Annotated in this window: 23 protein-coding genes; 3 read left to right on the forward strand and 20 right to left on the reverse strand. The window is 69.3% G+C overall.

All coding sequences use genetic code 11. The annotated features are described in order from the left end of the window. Positions 1-9: 9 nt before the first annotated feature. From RAC81_RS15890 to RAC81_RS15900, 3 genes are all read right to left on the reverse strand, one after another. Positions 10-2,019 carry a cytochrome c oxidase assembly protein gene (locus tag RAC81_RS15890; RefSeq protein ID WP_375083255.1) on the reverse strand — a complete coding sequence of 670 codons (2,010 nt, stop codon included), beginning with the start codon at positions 2,017-2,019 and terminating at the stop codon, positions 10-12. 85 nt (positions 2,020-2,104) lie between these two features. Continuing rightward, positions 2,105-2,392: an HU family DNA-binding protein gene (locus tag RAC81_RS15895; RefSeq protein WP_050724056.1), complete on the reverse strand. Its 288-nt coding sequence runs from the start codon at positions 2,390-2,392 to the stop codon at positions 2,105-2,107. A 198-nt stretch (positions 2,393-2,590) separates the two neighbouring features. After that, positions 2,591-3,175, reverse strand: coding sequence for a TetR/AcrR family transcriptional regulator (locus tag RAC81_RS15900; protein ID WP_375083256.1), 585 nt, complete (start codon positions 3,173-3,175; stop codon positions 2,591-2,593). A 149-nt stretch (positions 3,176-3,324) separates the two neighbouring features. Here RAC81_RS15900 and RAC81_RS15905 point away from each other — a divergent pair, with 149 nt between their 5' ends. Next, on the forward strand, positions 3,325-4,149 hold the full coding sequence (locus tag RAC81_RS15905) for an alpha/beta hydrolase (protein ID WP_375083257.1): 825 nt from the start codon (positions 3,325-3,327) through the stop codon (positions 4,147-4,149). A gap of 163 nt (positions 4,150-4,312) precedes the next feature. On the opposite strand, the gene RAC81_RS15910 is transcribed toward RAC81_RS15905, so the two are convergent. The 16 genes from RAC81_RS15910 to RAC81_RS15985 all read right to left on the reverse strand — a co-directional run bounded on the left by RAC81_RS15910 (position 4,313) and on the right by RAC81_RS15985 (position 18,750). After that, entirely contained in the window at positions 4,313-5,137 is an 825-nt protein-coding gene (locus RAC81_RS15910; protein WP_375083258.1) for a DUF559 domain-containing protein, read from the reverse strand. A 296-nt stretch (positions 5,138-5,433) separates the two neighbouring features. Beyond that, positions 5,434-5,739, reverse strand: coding sequence for a 30S ribosomal protein S14 (gene rpsN, locus RAC81_RS15915; protein WP_067195802.1), 306 nt, complete (start codon positions 5,737-5,739; stop codon positions 5,434-5,436). Between the two features lie 3 nt (positions 5,740-5,742). Beyond that, positions 5,743-5,913, reverse strand: coding sequence for a 50S ribosomal protein L33 (gene rpmG, locus RAC81_RS15920; protein ID WP_017203558.1), 171 nt, complete (start codon positions 5,911-5,913; stop codon positions 5,743-5,745). Beyond that, complete coding sequence (rpmB, locus tag RAC81_RS15925; RefSeq protein ID WP_025102729.1) at positions 5,913-6,149, reverse strand: 50S ribosomal protein L28; 237 nt, start codon at positions 6,147-6,149, stop codon at positions 5,913-5,915. The genes rpmG and rpmB overlap by 1 nt, the downstream gene beginning before the upstream one ends. Before the next feature lie 155 nt (positions 6,150-6,304). After that, the gene (locus RAC81_RS15930; RefSeq protein ID WP_375083259.1) at positions 6,305-7,003 is read right to left on the reverse strand and encodes a DNA-3-methyladenine glycosylase; all 699 of its coding nucleotides are present in this window, start codon (positions 7,001-7,003) and stop codon (positions 6,305-6,307) included. Between the two features lie 5 nt (positions 7,004-7,008). Continuing rightward, positions 7,009-8,616: a hypothetical protein gene (locus RAC81_RS15935; protein ID WP_375083260.1), complete on the reverse strand. Its 1,608-nt coding sequence runs from the start codon at positions 8,614-8,616 to the stop codon at positions 7,009-7,011. Next, positions 8,606-9,403, reverse strand: coding sequence for a TIGR03943 family protein (locus RAC81_RS15940; protein WP_375083261.1), 798 nt, complete (start codon positions 9,401-9,403; stop codon positions 8,606-8,608). The genes RAC81_RS15935 and RAC81_RS15940 overlap by 11 nt, the downstream gene beginning before the upstream one ends. Continuing rightward, complete coding sequence (locus tag RAC81_RS15945; RefSeq protein WP_375083262.1) at positions 9,396-10,430, reverse strand: permease; 1,035 nt, start codon at positions 10,428-10,430, stop codon at positions 9,396-9,398. The genes RAC81_RS15940 and RAC81_RS15945 overlap by 8 nt, the downstream gene beginning before the upstream one ends. Then, entirely contained in the window at positions 10,427-10,843 is a 417-nt protein-coding gene (locus RAC81_RS15950) for a Fur family transcriptional regulator (RefSeq protein ID WP_375083263.1), read from the reverse strand. Before RAC81_RS15950 ends, RAC81_RS15945 begins: the two co-directional genes overlap by 4 nt. A 119-nt stretch (positions 10,844-10,962) precedes the next feature. Beyond that, positions 10,963-11,841 carry a metal ABC transporter permease gene (locus RAC81_RS15955; protein WP_375083264.1) on the reverse strand — a complete coding sequence of 293 codons (879 nt, stop codon included), beginning with the start codon at positions 11,839-11,841 and terminating at the stop codon, positions 10,963-10,965. Continuing rightward, on the reverse strand, positions 11,838-12,680 hold the full coding sequence (locus tag RAC81_RS15960; RefSeq protein WP_375083265.1) for a metal ABC transporter ATP-binding protein: 843 nt from the start codon (positions 12,678-12,680) through the stop codon (positions 11,838-11,840). The genes RAC81_RS15955 and RAC81_RS15960 overlap by 4 nt, the downstream gene beginning before the upstream one ends. Then, on the reverse strand, positions 12,677-13,681 hold the full coding sequence (locus RAC81_RS15965) for a metal ABC transporter substrate-binding protein (RefSeq protein WP_375083266.1): 1,005 nt from the start codon (positions 13,679-13,681) through the stop codon (positions 12,677-12,679). Before RAC81_RS15965 ends, RAC81_RS15960 begins: the two co-directional genes overlap by 4 nt. 168 nt (positions 13,682-13,849) lie before the next feature. Then, the gene (locus RAC81_RS15970) at positions 13,850-15,541 is read right to left on the reverse strand and encodes a glycoside hydrolase family 13 protein (RefSeq protein ID WP_375083267.1); all 1,692 of its coding nucleotides are present in this window, start codon (positions 15,539-15,541) and stop codon (positions 13,850-13,852) included. A 43-nt stretch (positions 15,542-15,584) separates the two neighbouring features. Continuing rightward, the gene (locus RAC81_RS15975; RefSeq protein ID WP_375083268.1) at positions 15,585-16,463 is read right to left on the reverse strand and encodes a carbohydrate ABC transporter permease; all 879 of its coding nucleotides are present in this window, start codon (positions 16,461-16,463) and stop codon (positions 15,585-15,587) included. After that, positions 16,463-17,431, reverse strand: coding sequence for a carbohydrate ABC transporter permease (locus tag RAC81_RS15980; protein ID WP_375083269.1), 969 nt, complete (start codon positions 17,429-17,431; stop codon positions 16,463-16,465). The genes RAC81_RS15975 and RAC81_RS15980 overlap by 1 nt, the downstream gene beginning before the upstream one ends. Continuing rightward, entirely contained in the window at positions 17,428-18,750 is a 1,323-nt protein-coding gene (locus tag RAC81_RS15985) for an ABC transporter substrate-binding protein (protein WP_375083270.1), read from the reverse strand. The genes RAC81_RS15980 and RAC81_RS15985 overlap by 4 nt, the downstream gene beginning before the upstream one ends. Before the next feature lie 101 nt (positions 18,751-18,851). Between RAC81_RS15985 and RAC81_RS15990 the strand changes: the two genes are divergently transcribed. Further along, complete coding sequence (locus RAC81_RS15990; RefSeq protein WP_375083271.1) at positions 18,852-20,072, forward strand: ROK family protein; 1,221 nt, start codon at positions 18,852-18,854, stop codon at positions 20,070-20,072. A gap of 12 nt (positions 20,073-20,084) precedes the next feature. Here RAC81_RS15990 and RAC81_RS15995 read toward each other — a convergent pair whose 3' ends face one another. Further along, a complete protein-coding gene (locus RAC81_RS15995; protein WP_375083272.1) occupies positions 20,085-21,140 on the reverse strand; it encodes a dipeptidase in 1,056 nt (351 codons plus the stop codon). Positions 21,141-21,185: 45 nt separating this feature from the next. Between RAC81_RS15995 and RAC81_RS16000 the strand changes: the two genes are divergently transcribed. Next, positions 21,186-21,722 carry a 2'-5' RNA ligase family protein gene (locus RAC81_RS16000; RefSeq protein WP_375083273.1) on the forward strand — a complete coding sequence of 179 codons (537 nt, stop codon included), beginning with the start codon at positions 21,186-21,188 and terminating at the stop codon, positions 21,720-21,722. Positions 21,723-21,724 lie beyond the last annotated feature (2 nt).

The raw sequence follows: 21,724 nt of genomic DNA on the forward strand, positions 1-21,724 counted from the left end.
GCCGCGGGACTAGCGCGCCGCGCGCTCGGCCTCACGCCGATCGCGGTCGGCGAGCTCCGCGAGCCGGGCGTTGTACTCCTCCAGCTCGGCGTCGCCCGTGCGGTCGGCATGCCGGTCGCGGCGCTTCTGCAGCTTGGTGTCGCTGCGGCTCCACTGGATCGCCACCGTGATCGCGAGGATCAGGGTGGGGATCTCGCCGATCGACCACGCGATGCCGCCGCCGATGTACTGATCCTCCATCGGGCTGGGCCCCCAGTCACGGCCCATCGAGCCGAACCAATCGGCGACCATCAGCCCCTCCTGCATCATCATCGCCATGCCGAAGAACGCGTGCATGGCCATGACGGCGATGAGGGTGATGAGTCGCCCAGGGTACGGCAGCCGGTACGGCACGGGGTCGGCGCCGACGAGGCTCATGACGAACAGGTAGCCCGAGATGAGGAAGTGCGCCACCATCCACTCGTGACCGAGGTGCTCGTACATCGACCAGCGCACGAGATCGGTGAAGTAGAACGCCCAGAGCGACACGATGAAGATCGCCGCCGCCACGAACGGGTGCGTGACCACCTTCGCGAACGGCGAGTGCACGGCCCACATGATCCACTCGCGACCGCCGCGGGTGCCGTCGTCGCGTTTGTGGATCGCGCGCAGCGCGAGCGTGATCGGCGCGCCCGAGACCAGCAGCAGCGGGATCGCCATCGACAGCATCATGTGCCCGAGCATGTGCACGCTGAAGAGGTACTCCTGGTAGGCGTTGATCGGCCCACCGGTCACCCAGACGAGCATGATCATGCCCAGCACCCAGAACACCGTGCGGTGGATCGGCCAGCGATCGCCCCGCTTCTGCAGGCGACGGACGCCGGCGAGGTAGAAGAACAGACCGAACCCGGCCGCGACGAGCCAGAGGATGTCGATGTCCCACGCCGTGAACCACCGGTCAATCGTGAACTCGGGCGGCAGCGGGGAGCGCGTGAGGTTCTCCGCCGGCGTCTGCACGAAAGCCGCCTCCTCACCCGTGGGAGGGGGCGTGCGCGCGAGCGCGGCGGCGGCGCCGGACGCGAGGCCCATCAGCGCGATCTCGCCGAGCACCAGCATCCAGAACCAGCGCGCCGCCTGCGCACCGTCGAGACGCGGGATGAGGCGGATGCGGTACCAGGCGCCGAACAGTCCCATGCCGACGAGCAGCACGACCTTGGCGATGAGGATGCCGCCGTACGGCGTCATGAGCTGCGTGATGTCTCCGAGGGCGACCACCGAGCGGGCGAGTCCCGAGACGGCGACGACGACGAACGCGGCGATCGCGAGGCTCGAGTAGCGGGCGACGAGCTTGGCCGTGCCGATGTCGGAACGACCGCGCAGCACGATCACGAGCAGCAGGCCGCCGAGCCAGACCGCCGCGCCGATCGTGTGCAGCAGGATCGAGTTCACGGCCACGTTGTGCCCGGACAGCTCGCCGGAGTGCCCCTGCGTCGCAAGCGGGAGGAAGGATGCCGCGGCGAGGATCGCCGTGAGCAGTGTGGGCAGCCAGCTGCGCCACGCGAAGACGAGCACCGTGATGACCGATCCCATGATCGTCGTGATCAGCCACGACTGACCGAGCGCGGTCTCGAGCAGGAAGCGGCCGAGCTGGGTGCCGAACTCCCGCTCGGCGCTCAACTGCGGGTTGAACGCGGCCATGAACGTGAGGAAAGCATTGATCCCGGCGGTGATCGTGAAGACCGCCGCGCCGACGGACGCCGTGTTGAGCGCGACCTCGAAGGACTTCTGCTCCGACTTCAGCGCGAACAGGGCGAGGACGAGGGAGCCGAGCATGGCCGCGGCGGCGATGTTCATGACGAGCTTGACGACGGGGATCGCCCAGCGCACGAACGGTCCGGGGTCCTGGAGCAGCAACGGGGCCGCGCCTCCGCCGAGGATCAGGGCGACGACCACGGCGACGAGTCCGCCCGCGAGCAGGATGCCGACGCCGACTGCACGATAGGCAGGGCTCGTCGGGGCTGATACGGCGCGGGAACTCACCCCTCCAGCCTAAGCCGCGTGGCCGGGGAGGACGCGCCGAAGGCCGCCCCCGAGGCATCGGGAGCGGCCTTCGAGAGGTGCGGTCTTACTTGACGGCAGCCTTGAGCTTGGAACCGGCGGTCACCTTGACGCGCTTGCCGGCCGGGATCTTGATCTCGGCGCCGGTCTGCGGGTTGCGGCCCGTGCGAGCGGCGGTCGCGACCTGCTCGAACGAGATCCAGCCCGGGATCGAGACCTTGCTGCCCTTGGCAACAGCGTCGGAGACCGAGGAGAACAGCGCGTCGAGAACGCCCGAGACGGTGGCCTGGCTCTGGCCGGTGGCGGAAGCGATGCTCGCGACGAGCTCGGTCTTGGTGATGGACTTGTCAGCCATGTCATCCTCCAGCGACGGATCCGTCGCATCGTTTGTGGTTCGGCAGACGGGCGCCTGCCGTTGGTCGTGTGACCGCCTTGAATGTACCAACGACGACCCACATTTCCGCGTCATTTCGCGGGTTTTGGGCTTTTCCTTGGCGTGTCGTGGTGCAGATGTGGCGAATGTGACGCCTGAGGACGCCCCGCGGGGGGCCGCTCAGACCCCTCGGTGGCCTTCCACGACGGCCCGCGCGGTGCGCTCGAAGGCCGGAGCGACGCGGTCCTCGCCGTCGAGATAGCCGCCGACGAGCGCCGCATCGCGGAGCAGGACGAGGGATGCCGCGACCTCCGAGGGCTGCCGAAGGCCCGCCGCTGCCGCGACGTCCTCGAGGGTCGAGCGGAACCACTCGCGGTGTTCGTCGATGAGCGTGCGCACCGGACCCGCGGCGTCGGGATATTCCGCCGCCGCGTTGATGAAGGGGCACCCTCGCGTGTGGCGCTGCCGGATGTCGGCGGCGATGCCGTCGATGACGGCGTCGACGAGGGTCGCCGGGCCCGTGGCATCCGCCCCCGCCTCGTCGAACATCGCCCGAAGCATCTCGTCCTCATTGCGGAGGTAGGCGAGGACGAGGTTCTCCTTGCCGCCGAACTGCTTGTAGAGGGTGGCTCGCGTCACCTCCGCCTCCTCGATGATCCGGTCGACGCCGACCGCGTGAATACCTTCCTCGTAGAAGAGACGGGTAGCCGTGTCGATCAGGCGCGTGCGCGCGGCGCTGGGCCGCCGGGGAGTCGTGGTGTCCATGGTGATCCCTCTCATCGTGGCATCCGTCGTGTCGTTCCCTCGATCACGACTTCCGTCTTTCGGGAATGCTTGCGGTGGATAGAACGTTCGGTCTACTATCACCATATCGCATCCCGCACCGGTGGGATTGGAACAGAGGAGAAGATGAAATGGCCACCACCGACAAGACACCGATCGTCCTGATCCACGGCCTGTGGATGACGCCGAAGAGCTGGGACACCTGGGCGGAGCGCTACCGCGCGCTCGGCCACGAGGTCATCGTTCCCGGCTGGCCGGGAATCGACGACCGCGACGTCGCCGACATCCGCCGCGACCCGTCGGCGCTGAAGGGCATCGGCCTCGCACAGATCGCCGATCACTACGAGCGCATCATCCGCGCCCTCCCGGTGAAGCCGATCATCATGGGGCATTCGTTCGGCGGCGTCATCACTCAGATGCTCGCCGATCGCGGACTCGGGGTCGCCTACGTCGGCGTCGCCCCCGGGCAGACGGCCGGCGTGACCGCTCTTCCGCTCTCGACGCTCTGGACCGGCACACCGATCCTGTCCAACCCGTTCGGCATCAAGGGTGCGAAGCCGCTGTCGAAGCGCCACTTCCACTTCACCTTCGGCAACGACCTGAGCCGCGCCGAGTCGGACGCGCTCTGGGAGGAGTACGCCGTGAACTCCTACGACCGGGTGTTCTTCGAAGGCGTCAGCTCGGTGCTCAACGAAAAAGGCGGCGTCACGCACGTCGACTACGCGCGTGCCGACCGCGCCCCGCTGCTCGTCATCACCGGCGAGATCGACCACGTCGTGCCGCCGGCGATCGGCAGGGCGATCGTCAAGAAGTACCGCTCGACCGGAAGCCCCTCGGTCGTCGAGTACCGCGAGTACGCGGGCCGCACCCACCGCCTCGTCAGCCAGGACGGCTGGGAGGAGATCGCCGACGACGCCCTCGCCTGGGCGACGGAGCACGCCGCGGCGACCGCCTGAGGCGAGCGGGTGCTGCAGTGTTGCAGGAGATCACACGTATCGAAGGACCGGATGCGGCATCCGGTCCTTCGATATGCGTGATCTCCTGCGTTGCGTGCGTGCATGGGCGTGCATGGGCGTGCCGGGGCGGGCGAGCGTTGGCGGGTGGGGTGGGGCGGACGCACTACGCCCGGTGTCGCCCCTGGGCCACGGCCTCCATCACCACGGCCTGCACCTCCGGCCACCGTTCCATGACCTGCTCGTATGAGAAACGCAGCACGTGATAGCCGCGGAGCATGAGCTGAGCGTCGTGCTCGATGTCGCGCGTGCGCTGTGCGCCCGTGTGAGTGGCCCCGTCGAGCTGGATCACCAGTCGCTCGCCGATCAGCACGTCGACCCGGTGCCCGAGCACCCACGCCTGAGGGACGATCGACACTCGCAGCCATCGGAGGCGGGAGACGAAGATCGTCTCCAGGCCGGAGTCGGAGTACGGACGAGCGTGTTCGAGGAGTTCCCGCGCCGCCGGGGTGAGATCGAACTGCTGCAGCTGCTCCCGGTCGACGACGCCGCGGTTGAGCGCGGACTCCCACACGACGAGCGCGGTCTCCGACGGTTGGCACGCAGCCACGAGCGAGAGCGTATTGAGGATGCCGTCGACGACGGCATCCGGATCCCGCTCGACGAGCGGAACGGCCCAGTGCACGACCACCCCCTCGGGCACGGCCAGGCGCGCGGCGTTCGGGCGCGCGGCCACGTGGATCGGCCTCGCATCGGGCACCCAGAGCCCGTGCCGAACCGCCGCGGTGAGACAGCTCAGCACGACGCCGCGCGAGGCGGCCCCGACGAGGAGGGGATCCGCATCAGGAAGCGCCACCCACCCGCGACGGATGCGGCGGACGGCGCCGACCTCCTTCGCTCGGCGAAGCGCGTGGGCGCTGACGCCGGCCGAGACGAGCGATGCGGTGCGAGCGACACCGCCGCGGCGGGACAACTCTGCGAGCGGATCCATCGTCCGATTCTGCGACGCGGAGGTGGCAGCATCCGCGGTGTCCACAGGCTTCGAGGCGTGAGGTCACGTCGGTGCGCTGGTGCAGAAGGGGTGGAACGAAGGAGTTCGCACGTATCGAAGGACCGGATGCGGCATCCGATCCTTCGATATGTGCGAACTCCTTCGTTGTGCGTGCGCGCGCCGGGGGGACAGGACGCGGGCGCCGGGGCGAGCGACGTGAGTGCGAGACAGAGCCCGGGGATGCAGAAGGGGCGAGGATCCGAAGATCCTCGCCCCTTCCGACTGGATGCTGTGGCTTACCAGCTCGACTTGGTCACGCCGGGCAGCTCGCCGCGGTGCGCCATGTCACGGAAGCGGACACGCGAGATGCCGAACTTCGTGAGGACACCACGGGGGCGGCCGTCGATGACGTCGCGCGAGCGCAGGCGGACCGGCGACGCGTTGCGCGGCAGCTTCTGCAGGCCGACGCGAGCGGCCTCGCGGGCCTCGTCCGACGCGTTCGGGTCGACGAGGGTCTTCTTCAGCTCGAGACGACGCTCCGCGTAGCGGTCCACGACTGCCTTGCGCTGCTCGTTGCGAGCGATCTTGCTCTTCTTAGCCATGGATCAACGCTCCTCTCGGAATTCGACGTGCTGACGGATGACCGGGTCGTACTTCTTGAGCACGAGACGGTCGGGGGTGTTGCGGCGGTTCTTCTTCGTCACGTACGTGTAACCCGTACCTGCCGTCGAACGCAGCTTGATGATCGGACGGACGTCCTGTGCCTTCTTGGCCATTAGAGCTTCACACCCTTCGCCTGGAGGTCCTTGACCACGTTCTCGATGCCGCGGGCGTCGATCACCTTGATGCCCTTGGCGGACACGTTGAGCGTGATCTTACGACCGAGCGACGGGACGAAATAGGTCTTCTTCTGCACGTTCGGGTCGAAGCGGCGCTTCGTCCGGCGGTGCGAGTGCGAGACGTTGTGACCGAAGCCGGGAACAGCACCGGTCACCTGGCACACTGCTGCCATGATGTGACTCCTTCATTACCGTGAGGCCGGACGGCCCCACCCAAGATCCCTTGTCTGCGCGCACCCTCTCGACCACCGATCGCTCGGCTGAGAAGAGGGGGAGCACACGAACTACGCACAGGAGTGTGCGCAGACAAAGATTCAGTCTAGCACGGTCACGCTTCGGCGACCGACGCGGCCTGCGCGCCCCTCCCCCAGCGGAAGGGCGAGACGGTCGGGTCGTCGGCGATCCAGAAGCGCCAGGGGAATGCGTCCGTCCCTGCGACTCCCGCGACGCCGACCCGCGGGCCCGTCGCGACGTCGGCGACCGGCTCGTCGCGGAGCCAGAGCTCCGCCCGCGCACCCTCCTGCTCGGCACCCGTGACCGCGTCGATCCCGTCGTGGATCGGATGCCGCAGCCCCGCCGCCTGACCGAAGCGGCCGGGTCCGCGAGCGAGATCGCGGAGCAGCCGCGGTGTCAAGGGCGGTTCGGCGCCGCGGCGGATGGCAGCGGCATCCGCTCCGTGCACGACTTGGCCGGCGCGCAGCAGGATCCCGCCGGCCTGTCCCTCTAGTCCCGAGACGACGTTCACGCACGAGTGGATGCCGTGGCTGAGGTACACGTAGAGGTGCCCCGGCTCGCCCCACATCGTGGCGTTGCGCGCCGTGCGGCCCATGCGGGCGTGCGAACCCGGGTCGGCGAGCGGCCCCGTGCCCTGACCGTGGTACGCCTCTGCCTCCGTTATCCGCAGGTGCACGGCGGACCCTGCGACGAGGGTGCGCAACTCGCCGCCCAGGAGCAGCGGGGCGACCTCGACCGGCAGACCGGACAGCTCGGTGCGCGTGGCGCGATGCAGGGCGGGCGCGTCGGGCATGGCGCTCAGAACTGCGGCGCCGTCTGGCACCACGACGCGTCGAAGCCGGTGAGCGCGACGAGCTCGTCGCCCGTGCGCAGGTCGATCAGGTGCGTCTCCATGTTCTCCGGCAGGGGAAGGAGCATCTGATCGTAGGGGTTGTCGGTGAGGTCGGGGGCGATCACGACGGCGGCGTACTGGCCGCTGGGAGAGGCGCACGCCTGCAGGATGGAGTCGGTCGGGCCGACCTCGACCAGTGGCGTCGCAGTGCCCTCGTCGTCGACCGTGATGATGGCCTGGCCGGACGGGATGCCGTTCGCGTCGCGCGCCACGACGTGCCGCAGGGTGCCACCCGGGTACGGGGTGATCGTCGTCGCCGTACCGTAGTCGGGGTTCGAGGCGGCGAGGGGCTGCTCGGATCCGTCCGTGAGGTTGAGCTCGACGACCGTGCCGTCGAGCCGCTCGACGATCGCCGTGTAGGTGCCGCGGGAGATGCCCTGGATCGTCGTCGCGAGCCCGAGCGACTGCACACCGGCATCCGACGACCGGTCGATCAGCGACAGGGCGCCGTCGAAGTCGATGAACAGCACCGCCGAGCTGTCGGGCACGAACCGCCAGACGAAGACGTTCGCCTCCTTGCCGCCGACCTCGGTCACCACCGGATCGTCGTCGCCGCTGAGCGACTGCGTGACCAGCACGCTCGCGCGGCCCTCGGTGTCGCTGAGCTCGCGGTCGGCGTAGCTGTAGCCGACGTAACCGCCGCGATCGGAGACCTGGATCTCCCTGACATAGCCGTCGCCGGGGAGCTTCAGCTCGCGCTGATCGGAGCCGTCGCGCTTCATCACGAGGAGCTTCGATCCCTCGTCCTCCTCGACCGAGACCACGAGCTGGGTCGACGTCGCGCGGAAGTCGTTGATCTTGTCGGCCGCGAAGACCGGCACGGCGTTCTCGCCGGTCAGATCGGTGCGGAAGATGGTGTCGTCGCCGTCGGCATCGCGGCGCAGCAGGAAGATGCTCGACGACGGCGTCGTGAAACTCGTCGACAGCGTCGTCGAGGGACCGCCGCCGGCGCCGGTCGCGTCGGCGATGCGCACCGTGTACTCGGTGTCGTCGTCGAGAGGAACGGTGAAGCGGATGCCGACACCCCGCCCCGCCGCGTCGAGCGTGAACGGCACGGACGGCTCGACCGTGACCTGCGACTCGTCGATCGCCGCGAGCGACTGATTCGTCGTGAGGATGACTCGGCTGCCCGACGTCTCGATCGCCTGCTCGGGGTTCACCTGGACCTCGGTGATGCGGGGACCTTGCGTGAGGCTCACGACACCGAGACCCGCTCCGACCAGGACGAGGATGCCGAGCACGGCGCCCAGCGCGACCAGGAAGCGGCGATCGCGCGGCGGTGAGAGCTTCTGGGTGGTCGTCGAGCGAGCCGCAGGCGAGACGGAACGCGGTTCCTCAGACGGAGGAGCGTCGAGCGGCACCCGTTGCGTTTCGTCTCGGTCGGCTCCGGCGTCCTCGCTCGGCGACCCGACAGCAGCCGCGGCGGCCTCGCGGGCCGCGGCCTCGCGGGCCGCGGCCTCGCGCGCGGCACGCATCTCAGCGCGTGTGCGCGGGACGGGCTCGTCAGTACTCATACGGGTCCCCGGGCTCGTCGATGGGCTGCACCGAGGTCGGGTCGACGTGCAGTCGGCCGTCGGCATCCGCCTTCACGGTGCCCTCGACCTGCACCCACTGTCCGGTCTTGAACTCGCCGGCGTCGATCGTGACGGGCAGCGTCGCCGTCTGCGCATCGATCACGCAGTGCGTGATGACGAGTCGCGTGAGGTTCACGCCGTCGGCATCCGCCGGGGTCACGAATCCCGTGAGCGACACCGCCTTGCCGTCGTACGCGGCGGTGTTCGTCGCGGAGGCGAACACGCTCGCCCAGTCGCCCACGCCGAACGTCGAGGTGTCGGCGACACCGAGCGTCACGTCGTCGGCGCCGGCGAAGAGCGCGGTCTGCTCCCCCGCGCGCGACATCGCGAGCTCGACCGAGAGCGACGCGGGCGGCAGCACGAGAGCGGCGATCACGACGCCCGACGCGATCACTCCGCCTGCGACCGTGCCGGCCGTCGCGAAGGCCCGCCGAGCGGAGGACGGCCCGCCCTCGGCATCCGCATTGTCCGATCCGTGATCGTGAGATCCGTGATCGTGTCCGTGGTCGCCCTCGGCGCCGAGCGGCAGGGTGCACGACCAGATGGCGGCGGCGAGCGTGACCACAGCCGCGGCGCAGGCGAACCACACCGACTCGGGGCTGATGTAGAGGGTGAGGCGTCCGGTCACGCCGAGGCCGAGCGTGACGATGGAGACGACGGACGCGAGCCCCACGCCGAGCCAGCGGGTGGCGAGGGCGCGACGCCGCGAGATCGAGTGCTCAGACAAAGACGTTCACCCCGATCCCGATGGCGAAGGCGGCGAGCACGACGACTCCGACGATGCCGGCCAGGGTGCGCGTGGTGAAGGTGGTGCGCATGAGCGCCAGCATCTTCACGTCGACGAGCGGCCCGACGAGCAGGAACGCCACGATCGCACCCGACGAGAATGTCGACGCGAACGACAGGGCGAAGAACGCGTCGACGTTCGAGCAGATGGCGACCGTCATGGCGAGCGCCATCATCGCGACGATCGAGAGCACGGGGTTCGAGCCGATCGCGAGCAGCAGCTCTCGTGGGATCAGCACCTGCACCGCCCCGGCGAGTGCGGATCCGATCACGAGCGCCGGCATGACCGCGCGCAGCTCGACGAGGAACTGCGTGAGGCTGCGGCGCACCGGGGTGCCCGGCTCGTGCGTCACCCGCTCGCACGTGTCGACGAACCGCTGCGTGAGCAGCGCGTCGGGCGAAGGGTGACGGCTGTAGATCCAGCCGATGAGGTTCGCGATGAGATAGCCGCCGACGAGACGGGCGACCAGGATGCCGTCGTCGAAGCCGAACGCGGCGTGCGTCGTGAGGATGACGATCGGGTTCACGATCGGCGCCGCGATGAGGAACGTCAGCGCCTCGGCCGGTGCGAGGCCGCGCATCATGAGCCCGCGGGCGAAGGGCACGTTGCCGCACTCGCAGACCGGGATCAGCATGCCGAGCAGCGACAGCACGGCGCGGCGCGCCCACGCGCGCTTTGGAAGCCAGCGGTGGATGACGTCGGACGGCAGCCACACCTGCACCACGATCGACAGCAACACGCCGAGGATGACGAAGGGCAGCGCTTCGATCAGGACGCTGAGCGCGAGGGTCAGGCCGTCCTGAGCCCGGCTGGGTAACGCCGCCTGGTACAGATTCGGGAGGAACGCATCGACGAGGAACAGCGCCGCGACGGTGGCGGCGCCGAGTGCGACGGCGACCCACGGCGACCGCGGCGGCCTGACGGGCCGATGCGAGTGCGCCGTCCGGGTCGTGGCCTGCGCCGTCACGCGATCGCTGCCTCTTCTGCGGCGCGCTTGTTCGTGCAGGGGGCGCAGAGGCCGAAGATGTCGACCACGTGCGCGGCGTCGGTGAAGCCGTGCAGAGCGGCGGTGCGGTGCGCCCACTGCTCGACGTCCTTGGCCTCGATCTCGACCGTGAGTCCGCAGTTGCGGCAGATCAGGTGGTGGTGGTGGCCCTGCGTGGTGCAGGCGCGGTACAGCGCCTCGCCCTCGGGGCTCTGCAGCGAGTCGGCGTCACCCGAGGCGGCGAGACCGGCGAGCGCGCGGTACACGGTCGCGAGGCCGATGCCCGTGTTGTCGTCGCGCAGCGACGCGTGCAGGTTCTGGGCGCTCACGAATCCGCGCGCGTCGGCGAGCGCTTCGCGCACGCGTTCGCGCTGCCAGGTGTTCCGCTGAGCCATACCCACGATTCTAGGCGCGCCGCCCTTGTCGGGGGCTGGGAGCGGGTGCGGGAGGTATTCGAATCGCTCAACTGGCAGTTTCGGGGTCGGATCGTTGCCAGTCAAGCGATTCGAATCGGTCAGGCCCGCACGCGCCGCACGCCGCCGCGCACCCGCTGCACGATCCAGCACACGACGTAGATCGTGAACGACAGCGTCGTGATGTACGGGCTCACCGGCAGGGTGCCGGCCAGCGCGAGCAGGATGCCGCCGACCGCCGACACGAACCCGAACAGCGCGGCGAGCAGAGGTACCGCGACTGGCCCCGCGCTGACGCGCATCGCCGCCGCCGCGGGTGTCACGAGCAGCGCCATCACCAGCAGGGCGCCGATGATGTGCACGCTCACCGCGACGATGAGCCCGAGCAGCACCATGAACAGCAGGCTCACGGCGCGCGTGGGCACGCCGCGCGCGGCGGCGGACTCGGGATCGAGCGAGTCGAAGCGCAGCGGGTGCCACATGAGCAGCAGGCCCAGCAGCACGACGATGCTGATGCCGAGCAGCCAGCCCAGGTCGGGGCTCGAGACGGAGACGATCTGACCCGTCAGCAGGCTGAAGCGGTTCGCGCTGCGCCCGTCGTAGAGGGAGAGGAACAGGATGCCGAGGCCGAGACCGAACGGCATGAGCACGCCGACGATCGAGTTGCGGTCACGCGCCTTCGCCCCGAGGACGCCGATCAGGATGGCAGCGACGAGCGCTCCGCCCAGTGATCCGGCCACGACGCTGCCGCCGAAGAGCAGCGCTGCGGCGGCCCCGGCGAACGACAGCTCACTCACGCCGTGCACCGCGAAAGCCAGGTCGCGCTGCATCACGAAGACGCCGATCAGTCCACCGACGATGCCGAGCACGGCGCCCGCGACGATCGAGTTCGCGAGCAGGGCGACGAGGTCGCCGTAGTCCTGGAACGAGAACACGTCGCTCCAGTCCACGGTCTGGACGATGTCGGTCGCGGCGGTCATGCGTGCGCCTCGTGATCGTGGTCGTGGTGGGGCTCGGCATCCGGCACTCCGACGACGACGAGTCGGTCGCCGGCGCGGAGCACGAAGACGGGTGTGCCGTAGAGCTCCGTGAGCACACGGGTCTGCAGCACCTCGTCCGGCGTGCCGAGCAGGAAGCGCCCGCCGGCGATGTAGAGGATGCGGTCGACGCGCCCCAGGATCGGATTGATGTCGTGCGTGACGAACAGCACGGCGGCGTCGCGCTCGCGGCGCTGCCGGTCGATGATGTCGGTCACGGCGACCTGGTTGGCGAGGTCGAGGTTCGAGAGCGGCTCGTCGCAGAGGAGCAGAGACGGCTCGTCGGCGAGAGCCTGCCCCACCCGCAGTCGCTGCTGCTCGCCGCCCGAGAGCAGGCCGACCCTGCGGTCGGCGAAGTGCGAGGCGCCGACGGCCTGGAGCAGCCCGTCGACCTTCGCCCTGTCCCCGCGGTGCGGCACGGGGAATCCGAACCGGCTGCCCTGCACGCCGAGCGCCACGAGGTCACGGGCGCGCATGCTCGTGTCGGGCGCGAGCGAGCGCTGCTGCGGCACGTATCCGATGCGCCGGTTGCCCTTGCGCACGGGCTCCCCCGCGACCCGGATCTCTCCCGTCGACAGGGGCTGCAGGCCCAGGATGCTGCGCAGCAGCGTGGTCTTGCCCGACCCCGACGGACCGAGCACCGCGATGAACTCGCCCGGTTCGACGGTCAGGTCGAGACCCGACCACAGTTCGCGGTCGCCGCGGTGCAGGGCGGCGCCGCGCACCTCCAGGACGGGGGTGCGCGGCGCAGGACCTGCCTCGGTGTCGGCGGTGCCGCTCACGACGTCAATGCGTCGGCGAGGCTCTGGATCGCGTCACTCATCCACTCAGCGTACGACGATCCCTCCGGCAGCAGCTCGGTGAAGGCCACGACGGGGATGCCGGCCTCGGCCGCGGCATCCTCGACGCGCTGCGTCTCGGCGCCCCCGGTCTGGGCGTTCGTCAGCACGGCGCGCACGTCGCCCGAGGCGACGACGTCCAGGGTCGCGAGCAGGGTGGCCGGGGCGACGTCCGAGCCCTCCTCGACCGACTCTGCGAAGCCCTCGGGCGTGACGTCGGTGAGACCGGCGGCCTCGGCCAGGTATCCGGGGACCGGCTCGGTGATGACGACGTTCGCGCCGGCGGCATCCGCCTTCAGGGTCTCGAGGTCGGCCTCGAATCCCTCCAGGTCGGCGACGATCTTCTCGGCGTTGGCGGTGAAGTCGGCCTCGCCCTCGGGGTCGAGCTCGGTCAGCTCGTCGGCGATGGCCTCGACCACGTGGATCATGGTGTGCACGTCGAACCACACGTGCTCGTTGAAGCCCTCGATGTGGTCGTGCCCCTCTTCGCCCTCGGCGTGATCGTGCTCGTGGGCCTCTTCGGTCGCCTCGGCATCCGAGTGCTCTTCGCCCTCTGCGCTCTCGTGCCCCTCGTTGCCGGGGTAGTCGTGCGCGTACTCGACGGCGGTGACGACGTGCGGCCCATCGGCGTCCTGCAGCAGCGTGTCGATGAAGGAGTCGTATCCGCCGCCGTTCTCGATCACGAGGTCGGCCTTCTGCACCGTGAGGCGGTCGCGCGCGCTCGCCTCGTACGAATGCGGATCCTGGGTGGCCGAGGTGATGATCGAGTCGACCTCGATGCGGTCGCCGCCGATCTGCTCGGCCAGCGAGCCGTACACGTTGGTGCTGGCGACGACCGTGATGCCGTCGTCGCCGCCCTCTCCCGCGGCCGGAGCGGATGAGCATCCCGCCAGGGTCAGAGCGGCGACGGATACGAGGGCGAGTGCGACGACCGGCTTCTTCATGCTCCCATGCTACGCGCTAATGAGAACCATTATCAAACTGACCCTGCGTCCGGCCTGGCGCCCCTCCTCGAGACCCACCTCGCGCGCCGAGACCCACCATCCGCGACGAACGGGATGGTGAGTCTCGGCGGGGGTGAGGGGTCTCGGCGCGAGCGGGCGCGCCCGCACTCAGGCGATGAGGCCCTGCGGTGCGAGCCAGACCGTCGAATCCCCGAGAACGGCGCCGTCGGCGAGCGTCCCGAGCACGAGGTCGTCGGCCTCCGCGCCCAGGTCGAACGGCTCCGCGCCGAAGTTCGTCACGATCTGCCAGCCGTTCGGCCGCGCGAAGCGCAGCACGTCGGCACGCCCGGTCTCGACCCACTCCAGGCTCTCGTCGGTCTGCAGCAGGCGACGGAGCCGCAGCGCCTCACGGTACAGCGCGAGGGTCGACGACGGATCCGCCTCCTCCACCTCGACCGCGTACTCGGCGAACCACTCGGGCTGCGGCAGGTGGGCGTCGCCGGCACCGAAGCCGAACGACGGACCGGATGCCGTCCACGGCAGCGGCACGCGGCATCCGTCCCTCCCGAGCCCGTCGAAGTCGGCGCCGCGGAAGAACGACGGGTCCTGCCGCTGATCCGGTGCGATCTCGGCGACCTCCTGCAGCCCGAGCTCCTCGCCCTGGTACAGATACGTGCTGCCGGGGAGCCCGAGCAGAAGCAGCGTCGCAGCGTGCGCCCTGCGCAGACCTCTCTCGCGGTCGAGCTGATCGGCCTGCCCGCCGTCCCGCACCCACTCCACGCCCTGCTTGACGCCGGTGCGTCCGTTGAGCGGAGCCAGGCCGTACCGAGTCGCGTGCCGAGTTACGTCGTGGTTCGACAGCACCCACGTGGTCGACGATCCCGTGATGCGCGCCTGGGCGAGGTTGTCGGTGATGACCGTGCGGAACTGCTCCGCGTCGAAGTCGGCCACGAGCAGGTCGAAGTTGAACGCCTGCCCGAGTCCCTCGGCCGACGCGTAGCGCGCACGGCGCTCCGGGGTGCTCACCCACGCCTCGGCCACGGCGGTTCGCGGCGGGTCGTACTCGTTGAACACCCGCCGCCACTCGGCGTAGATCTCGTGCACGTCGTCGCGGTCGTGCAGCGGGTGGTTGCCGTCGTGCGGCAGCGCGTCGAGCTCGGCGGTGCTGGGCAGCGGCTCGCTGAGGTCCTTGGTCAGCATGTGTGCCACGTCGATGCGGAAGCCGTCGACCCCGCGGTCCGACCAGAAGCGGAGCGTCTTCAAGAAGTCCTCGCGAACCTCCGGGTGGTCCCAGTTCAGGTCCGGCTGCTCCGGCGCGAAGCTGTGCAGGTACCACTGACCGTCCTCGACGCGCTCCCACGCCGACCCGCCGAACGCGGCGGTCCAGTCGGTGGGCGGCTCGGAGCCGTCCGGACCCGATCCCTCCCGGAAGATGTACCGCTCGCGCGCGGCCGATCCGCGCCCTGCGGCGAGCGCCTCCTGGAACCACTCATGCAGATCCGACGAATGGTTCGGCACGATGTCGACGACGACGCGGATGCCGCGCTCGTGCAGCGCCGCGACCATCTCGTCGAAGTCCGCGAGCGTGCCCAGCCGCGGGTCGACGTCACGGTAGTCGGCGACGTCGTAGCCGCCGTCGGCCAGGGCCGATGGGTAGAACGGGCTCAGCCAGACGGCGTCGATCCCGAGCTCGGCGAGGTAATCGGCGCGCGAGACGATGCCGGGGATGTCGCCCAGGCCGTCGCCGTTCGCGTCCGCGAAGCTGCGGGGGTAGATCTGGTAGACGATCGCCTGACGCCACCAGGCCGCCGTGTCGTCGGAGTGGTCGTTGCGGGTCTCGGTGAGAGTCGCATCGGTCATGAGAGGGTGGTGCTCCTTCTTGTTGTGGCGGTGGTTCGGATGGTCAGCCCTTGACCGCGCCCTGCGTCACGCCCTCCATCACGAAGCGCTGCGTGAACAGGTACGCGAGGATCGCCGGGGCCATGGCCATGAGGTACGACGCGAAGGCGACGTTGTAGTTGTTGCTGAACTGGTTCTGGAAGAGGTTCTGCCGCACCGGCAGGGTCTGCAGGGCCGGGTCGGAGATGATGAGCGACGGCATCATGAAGTCGTTCCACGCATAGAGGAAGGCGAAGATGCCGACGGTCGCGCTCATCGGTGCGAGCAGCGGGAAGATGAGCCGCCAGAACGTCTGCCACGTCGACGCACCGTCGATGCGGGCGCTCTCCTCGAGCTCGATCGGGATCGAGCGGAGGAAGGCGGTGAAGAGCAGCACGCTGAAGCTCAGCTGGAACATCGTCGCGAGGATGATCACGCCGAAGGGGTTGTCGAGGCCGACGCGCCCGGTGAGCTGGATCTGCGGCAGCGCCACCACGGGGAACGGGATGAACATGGCCGCGAGCAGGTAGAAGAACGACCAGCGGAACAGCTTGCGGTCCCAGTTGCGCACGATCGCGTACGAGGCGAACGCCGCGAGGACGATCGTGGCCACGACGGTGCCCGCGGTGACGAGCAGCGAGATGCCGGCGCCGACGGGGAACTTCGTGAGGTTCCAGGCCTGCACGAATCCGTCGATGCTGAACGGCGCGGGGAGCGAGAACGCGTTGCCGTCGACGGCCTGCCCGGTCGTCTTGAACGCCATCGAGATGGTGACGTACAGCGGCAGCAGCACGGTGACCGCGCAGAGGATGAGGATGACGGTGCCCGACCAGTTGACGCGCTCCATGCGGATGCGCGGCTTCTTGCCGTCGGCGGTGACGGTCGTGAGTGTCTGCGTCGACATCAGAGTGCGTTCCTTCCGCGAGTCAGCGAGAGCTGCAGCAGCGAGATGAGCACGGCGACGATGAAGAAGATGGTCGCGTTGGCCATCTGGTAGGCGTAGTCGCCGCCGTTGAAGCCGGCGATGATGGTCATCGCGACGCTGCGGGTCGCGGTACCCGGACCGCCGTTCGTGAGGCCGACGATGATGTCGTACGCGTTGAGGAAGCCCTTGAACCCGAGGATCACGTTGATCACCACGTACCCGGCCACGAGCGGGACCGTGATCCGCAGCAGCTGTTGGGTCTTGCTCGCGCCGTCGATGCTCGCCGCCTCGTACACCTCGCCGGGTACCGACAGCAGACCGGCGATGTAGATGAGCAGCGTGCCCGGCGTCGCCTGCCAGGCGGTCACGATCACGATCGCGACCCAGGCGAGGTCGGGGTTCGCGAGCAGGCTGGTCTCCAACCACGGGATGCCGGTGGCTGCACCCGCCGCGGGGATCGAGTTCGAGAACAGGAAGTTGAAGACGTAGGCGATGATGATGCCCGAGATCACCATGGGGATCACGAAGATCGTGCGGAGCCCGGTCTTGAAGCGGATGCGAGAGGTCAGCCCCACCGCCAGCAGGAACGCGATCACGTTGACGACGATCACGGTCGCGATCGAGAAGCCGAACGTGAAGAGGTAGCTCTGCAGGATCGACGGGTCGCTGAACATCGCGATGTAGTTGGTGAAGCCGTTGAAGCTCCACTCGCCGATGCCGATCGAGTCGGTGAAGCTGAAGAAGATGCCCATGACGCCGGGAACCGTGATCGCCAGCGTGAAGATCACCAGCGTCGGCAGCAGGAACAGGTAGTAGATCGGCTCGACGCGCTTGCGGTGCCGTCGGAGACCGCGCGCACCTCCCGTGACGATCGCGGTCGTGTCGGTGGTCTGGGTGTTGGGTTTCGTGAGGTTCGACGCGGAGCGCGTCGTAGCGGCGTTCGTCATGGCGTGGACTCCTCTGTCTCGCCTGCGGCTTCGTCGGTCGACGGGATGGGGGCGCGGAACGCGATGCGCGCCCAGTCCGCGTCCATGGTGCGCAGGGTCGACTCCGGGGCGGCCCCGAGCACCATCGCCTGCACGTAGTTGTTCAGCGGCAGAGTCTTCGGCACCAGCACCGATGGGCCCTGATAGATCTGTCCGTTGTCGTAGTACTCGATCATGCCCTCGATGCGCGGGTCGTCCGGGGCAGGGGCGTCCGTCGTCGGCGTGAAGCCGAGCTGCGACTCGTTGTACGCCTGGATGTTCTCGGGCAGGAACAGGTACTCGAGGAAGTCGCGGGCGGCCTCCTGGTGGCGCGAACCCTCGGGGATCATCGCGGCGAGGTCCATGTTCACGCGGACGCCGAGCTCGGACGGATCGTTCGTCATCGGCAGCGGGAACGTGCCGAGGGCCAGGTCGGGAGAGGTCTTCGCGATCTCGCTGAACGCCCATGGGCCCTGCAGGTACATCGCCGCCTCGCCCTTCGCGAAGGCCAGGTTGCCGTCTCCGTAGCCGCGGCTCGGAGCATCCTCGTTGGTGTACTCGTTCGCGAGCTGGAGCATCTTGTCCATCGGCTCGGCGAAGTCCTTCTCGAACGAGACCGACGAGTCCGGGCCGACCTCGGTGCCCTCGGTGGCCATGGCGTCGAAGAAGTCGATGACGTCGACCGAGCCGCCCGCGGTGTAGTCGTACCACCCTTGCGCGACCGTCCAGTCGTCCTTGAACGTCGCGTAGAACGGGTCGATGCCCGCGGCCTTGAGCTGGTCGCACACGGCAATCAGCTCGTCCCACGTGGTCGGGACCTCGAGACCCTGCTGCTCGAAGATGTCCTTGTTGTAGATGACGGATGCCGCCATCACCGAGTACGGCAGGGCGCTGGTGCGTCCTTCGCAGGAGCCGTACTGGTCCATGAGCGGGCCGAGGTCGTCGCGGATCTGGCCGGCCGCCTCTGTACCGGAGAGGTCGGTGAGCGCGCAGCGCTGCACGAAACGGGCGACCTCGTAGTTGTAGTTAGCGAGCATGATGTCGGGCGGATTTCCTCGGACGAAGCTCGCCGAGATCACGTCGACTCCCGACGTGTCGACCTCGACGTGCACCTTGTCCTGCGAGGAGTTGTACTGCGCGACGAGTTCGGTCATGAACTCGATGGCCTCACGCTTGTTGAACGTGAAGCGGATGGTCTCGGCGCCGCCCGCCGAGGAGCATCCGGTGAGCGCTGCGCCGACGAGCGCGAGCGCGGCGACCCCGGCCGCGATGCGAGCCGGGCGTGGGGATCTGTCAGACACCGTCGTCCTTTCGTCCTGTAAATCAGCAGACTAAATCTAGTGAGCGAATTTACTTCGATGAACGGTACTCTCTCATCTGGACGAGAGGAAGGTCAAGACCCGTGACGGAAGCCAGTGCCGGACTGGGCACCGGACGCGCGAGCGTCAGTGCGGTGCTCGACTTCGCCTGGACGGTGGGCGAGTTCACGGCGACCGAGGTCATGGCCGGCACCTCTCTGACCCGCTCGACGGCCATCGACGCGATCGACACCCTCGTCAGCGCGCAGGTGCTGCGCGAGCTGCCCAATGCCCGTGCGGCCGGCAGCTACCGCTCCGGCCGACCGGCACGGCGCTTCGTGCTGGCGCAGGACCTCGGCGTGGTGATCGGCGTCGACGCCGGGGACACTCACCTCACCGTGACGGTCGCGGACGTGCTCGACCGCACCCTCGTCCACCACCGCACCGACCTGGACTCCACGCAGTCCGCTCGCGCGAGGCGCGAGACGATCCTCGGCCAGATGACGCGAGCGCTGGAGGAAGCAGATGCCGTGCGCGACGACATCCTCGCGATCTGCGTCGGGGTCGCCGCGCCGGTCAACCGCGACGGCATCTCTCCGCCGCACCCCGACGGCTTCTGGGAGCGCACGAACCCCGGCCTCGCCGCCGCTCTGGCCGACTGGGCTCGCGTGGTCGAGATCAAGAACGACGCCCAGCTCGCCGCGATCGCCGAGGGGTCGTCGGGGGCGGCGATCGGATGCCGCGATTACGTCGCCCTCCTGGCGAGCGAACGTTTCGGCGGCGGCGTCGTCGTCGACGGACACGTGCTGCACGGCGCGCACGGCGGCGTCGGCGAGGGCGTCGTGTTCGATCACATCATCGGCGTCGGGTCGGCCGTCGGGCTGCGCTATGCGCTGCAGGACCAGGTGCGCGCCGCCGTCGACAGCGGCGAGATCGGGCACGACACGGCGATCGGCCGCCTCGCGGATGCCGAGCAGGTCGACCCACGGATCGTGCTGATGGCCGCGGCGTCCGGCGATGCCGACGCCCTTCTCGCGACGGCCCGGGTCGGCGAGACGCTCGCCCGCGTCGTCGGCGTGCTGGGCAGCATGTACGACCCGGCGCGCGTCATCGTGTGCGGCGCCGTCGCCGAGAGCATCGAGCCCGTGCTCGCCGCGGCGCGCGAGGTGCTCCCGACGCAACTGCACCTGCCCGCGCCCGAGATCCTCGCCTCCACTCTGGGTGCCGAGGTCGTCTCGATCGGCGCGGTCACGACCGCGCGGCGTGCGGCGCGAGAGCGGGCCGTGCCGCTGCTCGCCGAGCGTCGGCTCGCCGCGCTGGCGTAGCGATCCGGCTCGCTACCCGGCCAGCGGCGCGGCGAACCGCTCGTCCGTCGCGCGCAGCACCCGCAGGATGTTGCCCGACCAGACCCTGTCGATGTCGGCATCCGACCACCCGGACGCCGAGAGGGCCTCGCGCAGCCGTGCGAATCCCGTGACGTCGCCGAGCCCCTCGGGGAACTGGTCGAACCCGTCGAAGTCGCTGCCGATGCCGACGTGGTCGATGCCGGCGACCTCGCGGGCGTGGTCGAGGTGCGCCACGACGTGGTCTATGGTCACCGGCGGGGCGTCGCCCTCCTGCCCGGCCGCGAACCAGTCGGCCCAGTCGCGCGACACGAAGACGGGCACGAACGAGACCATGATCACGCCGCCGTTGCCCGCCAGCCGCTGCAGGATGCCGTCGGGCACGTTCCGCGGATGGTCGGTGATCGCCCGGCACGACGAGTGGCTGAAGATGACGGGCGAGTCGGTGACGCGCAGCGCGTGGTCCATCGTCGCCTCCGACACGTGCGAGAGGTCGACGAGCATGCCGAGGGTGTTCATCTCGCGGACCACCGACTCGCCGAAGGCGCTCAGCCCGTCATGCTGCGGTTCGTCGGTCGCCGAGTCGGCCCAGGGCGTGTTGTTGTTGTGCGTGAGGGTCATGTACCGCACACCGAGCCGCGCGAGCATCCGCAGCGTCGCGAGCGATCCGCCGATGCTGTGGCCGCCCTCCGCGCCGAGCAGGCTGGCGATCCGTCCCTCTCGCGCGGCGCGTTCGACGTCGGCCGCCGTGTGCGCGAGGGCGAGTCGGTCCGGGTAGCGTCGCACAAGGCGATGCACGAAGTCGATCTGCTCCAGGGTGTACTGCACGGCATCCACGCCCGGCTCGTCTTCCGCGTAGACCGACCAGAACTGTCCGAGCACGCCGCCCTGCTGCATCCGAGGCAGATCGGTCTGGAACGGGAAGGGCGCCGCGGCCTCGTCCAGCCCCTCGACGGAGTAGGCGGCGAGGGTGCGCGCCGCCCAGGCCAGGTCGTTGTGTCCGTCGATGAGTCCGGCCGGCGATGAATCGGTCAGCGGTGAGTCGGTCATACGACGAGGCTAGAGGCATCGTCACCGTCACGGGATAATCGCACCGTGCACGATTCCGAGCCGCGGCGCTCCCCCTCCGCGATCGAGCTGCTGCTCGACCCCGAGACCGAGTCCGCGGTGCGCGCCGAGTGGGACGCTCTCGCCGCCCTCGGGGTGTCGAGTCTCGCGGCGCACACATCGCCGAGCAACCGCCCGCACGTCACCCTGGTCGCGCGCGCGGGTCTCGCGCCGGTCGCGACGGAGGTCTTCGCCGCGATGACGGGTTTCCCGATCACGCTCGGCGCTCCGCTGCTCTTCGGCAGCGGGGAGCGGCGGGTTCTGGCGCGCAGCGTCGTCCCGACGGCTGAGCTGTTGGCACTGCGGGAGGCGATCCTGTCCGCCGCCGGTCCCGGCGACGACGCGCCGCACACCCGACCCGGCGAATGGATGCCGCACGCCGCCCTCGCCCGTCGGATCCGCGTCGCCGACCTGCCCGCGGCGCTCGCCTGTGTCGGCGAGGACGTTCACGGACGGGCCGGCGTCGTGCGGCACTGGGATGCGGATGCCGGGGTCACGTCCGTGCTGGCGACGCTGCCGCGGTAGCG

The sequence above is a fragment of the Microbacterium sp. CR_7 genome, assembly GCF_041954755.1.
Classification (GTDB): domain Bacteria; phylum Actinomycetota; class Actinomycetes; order Actinomycetales; family Microbacteriaceae; genus Microbacterium.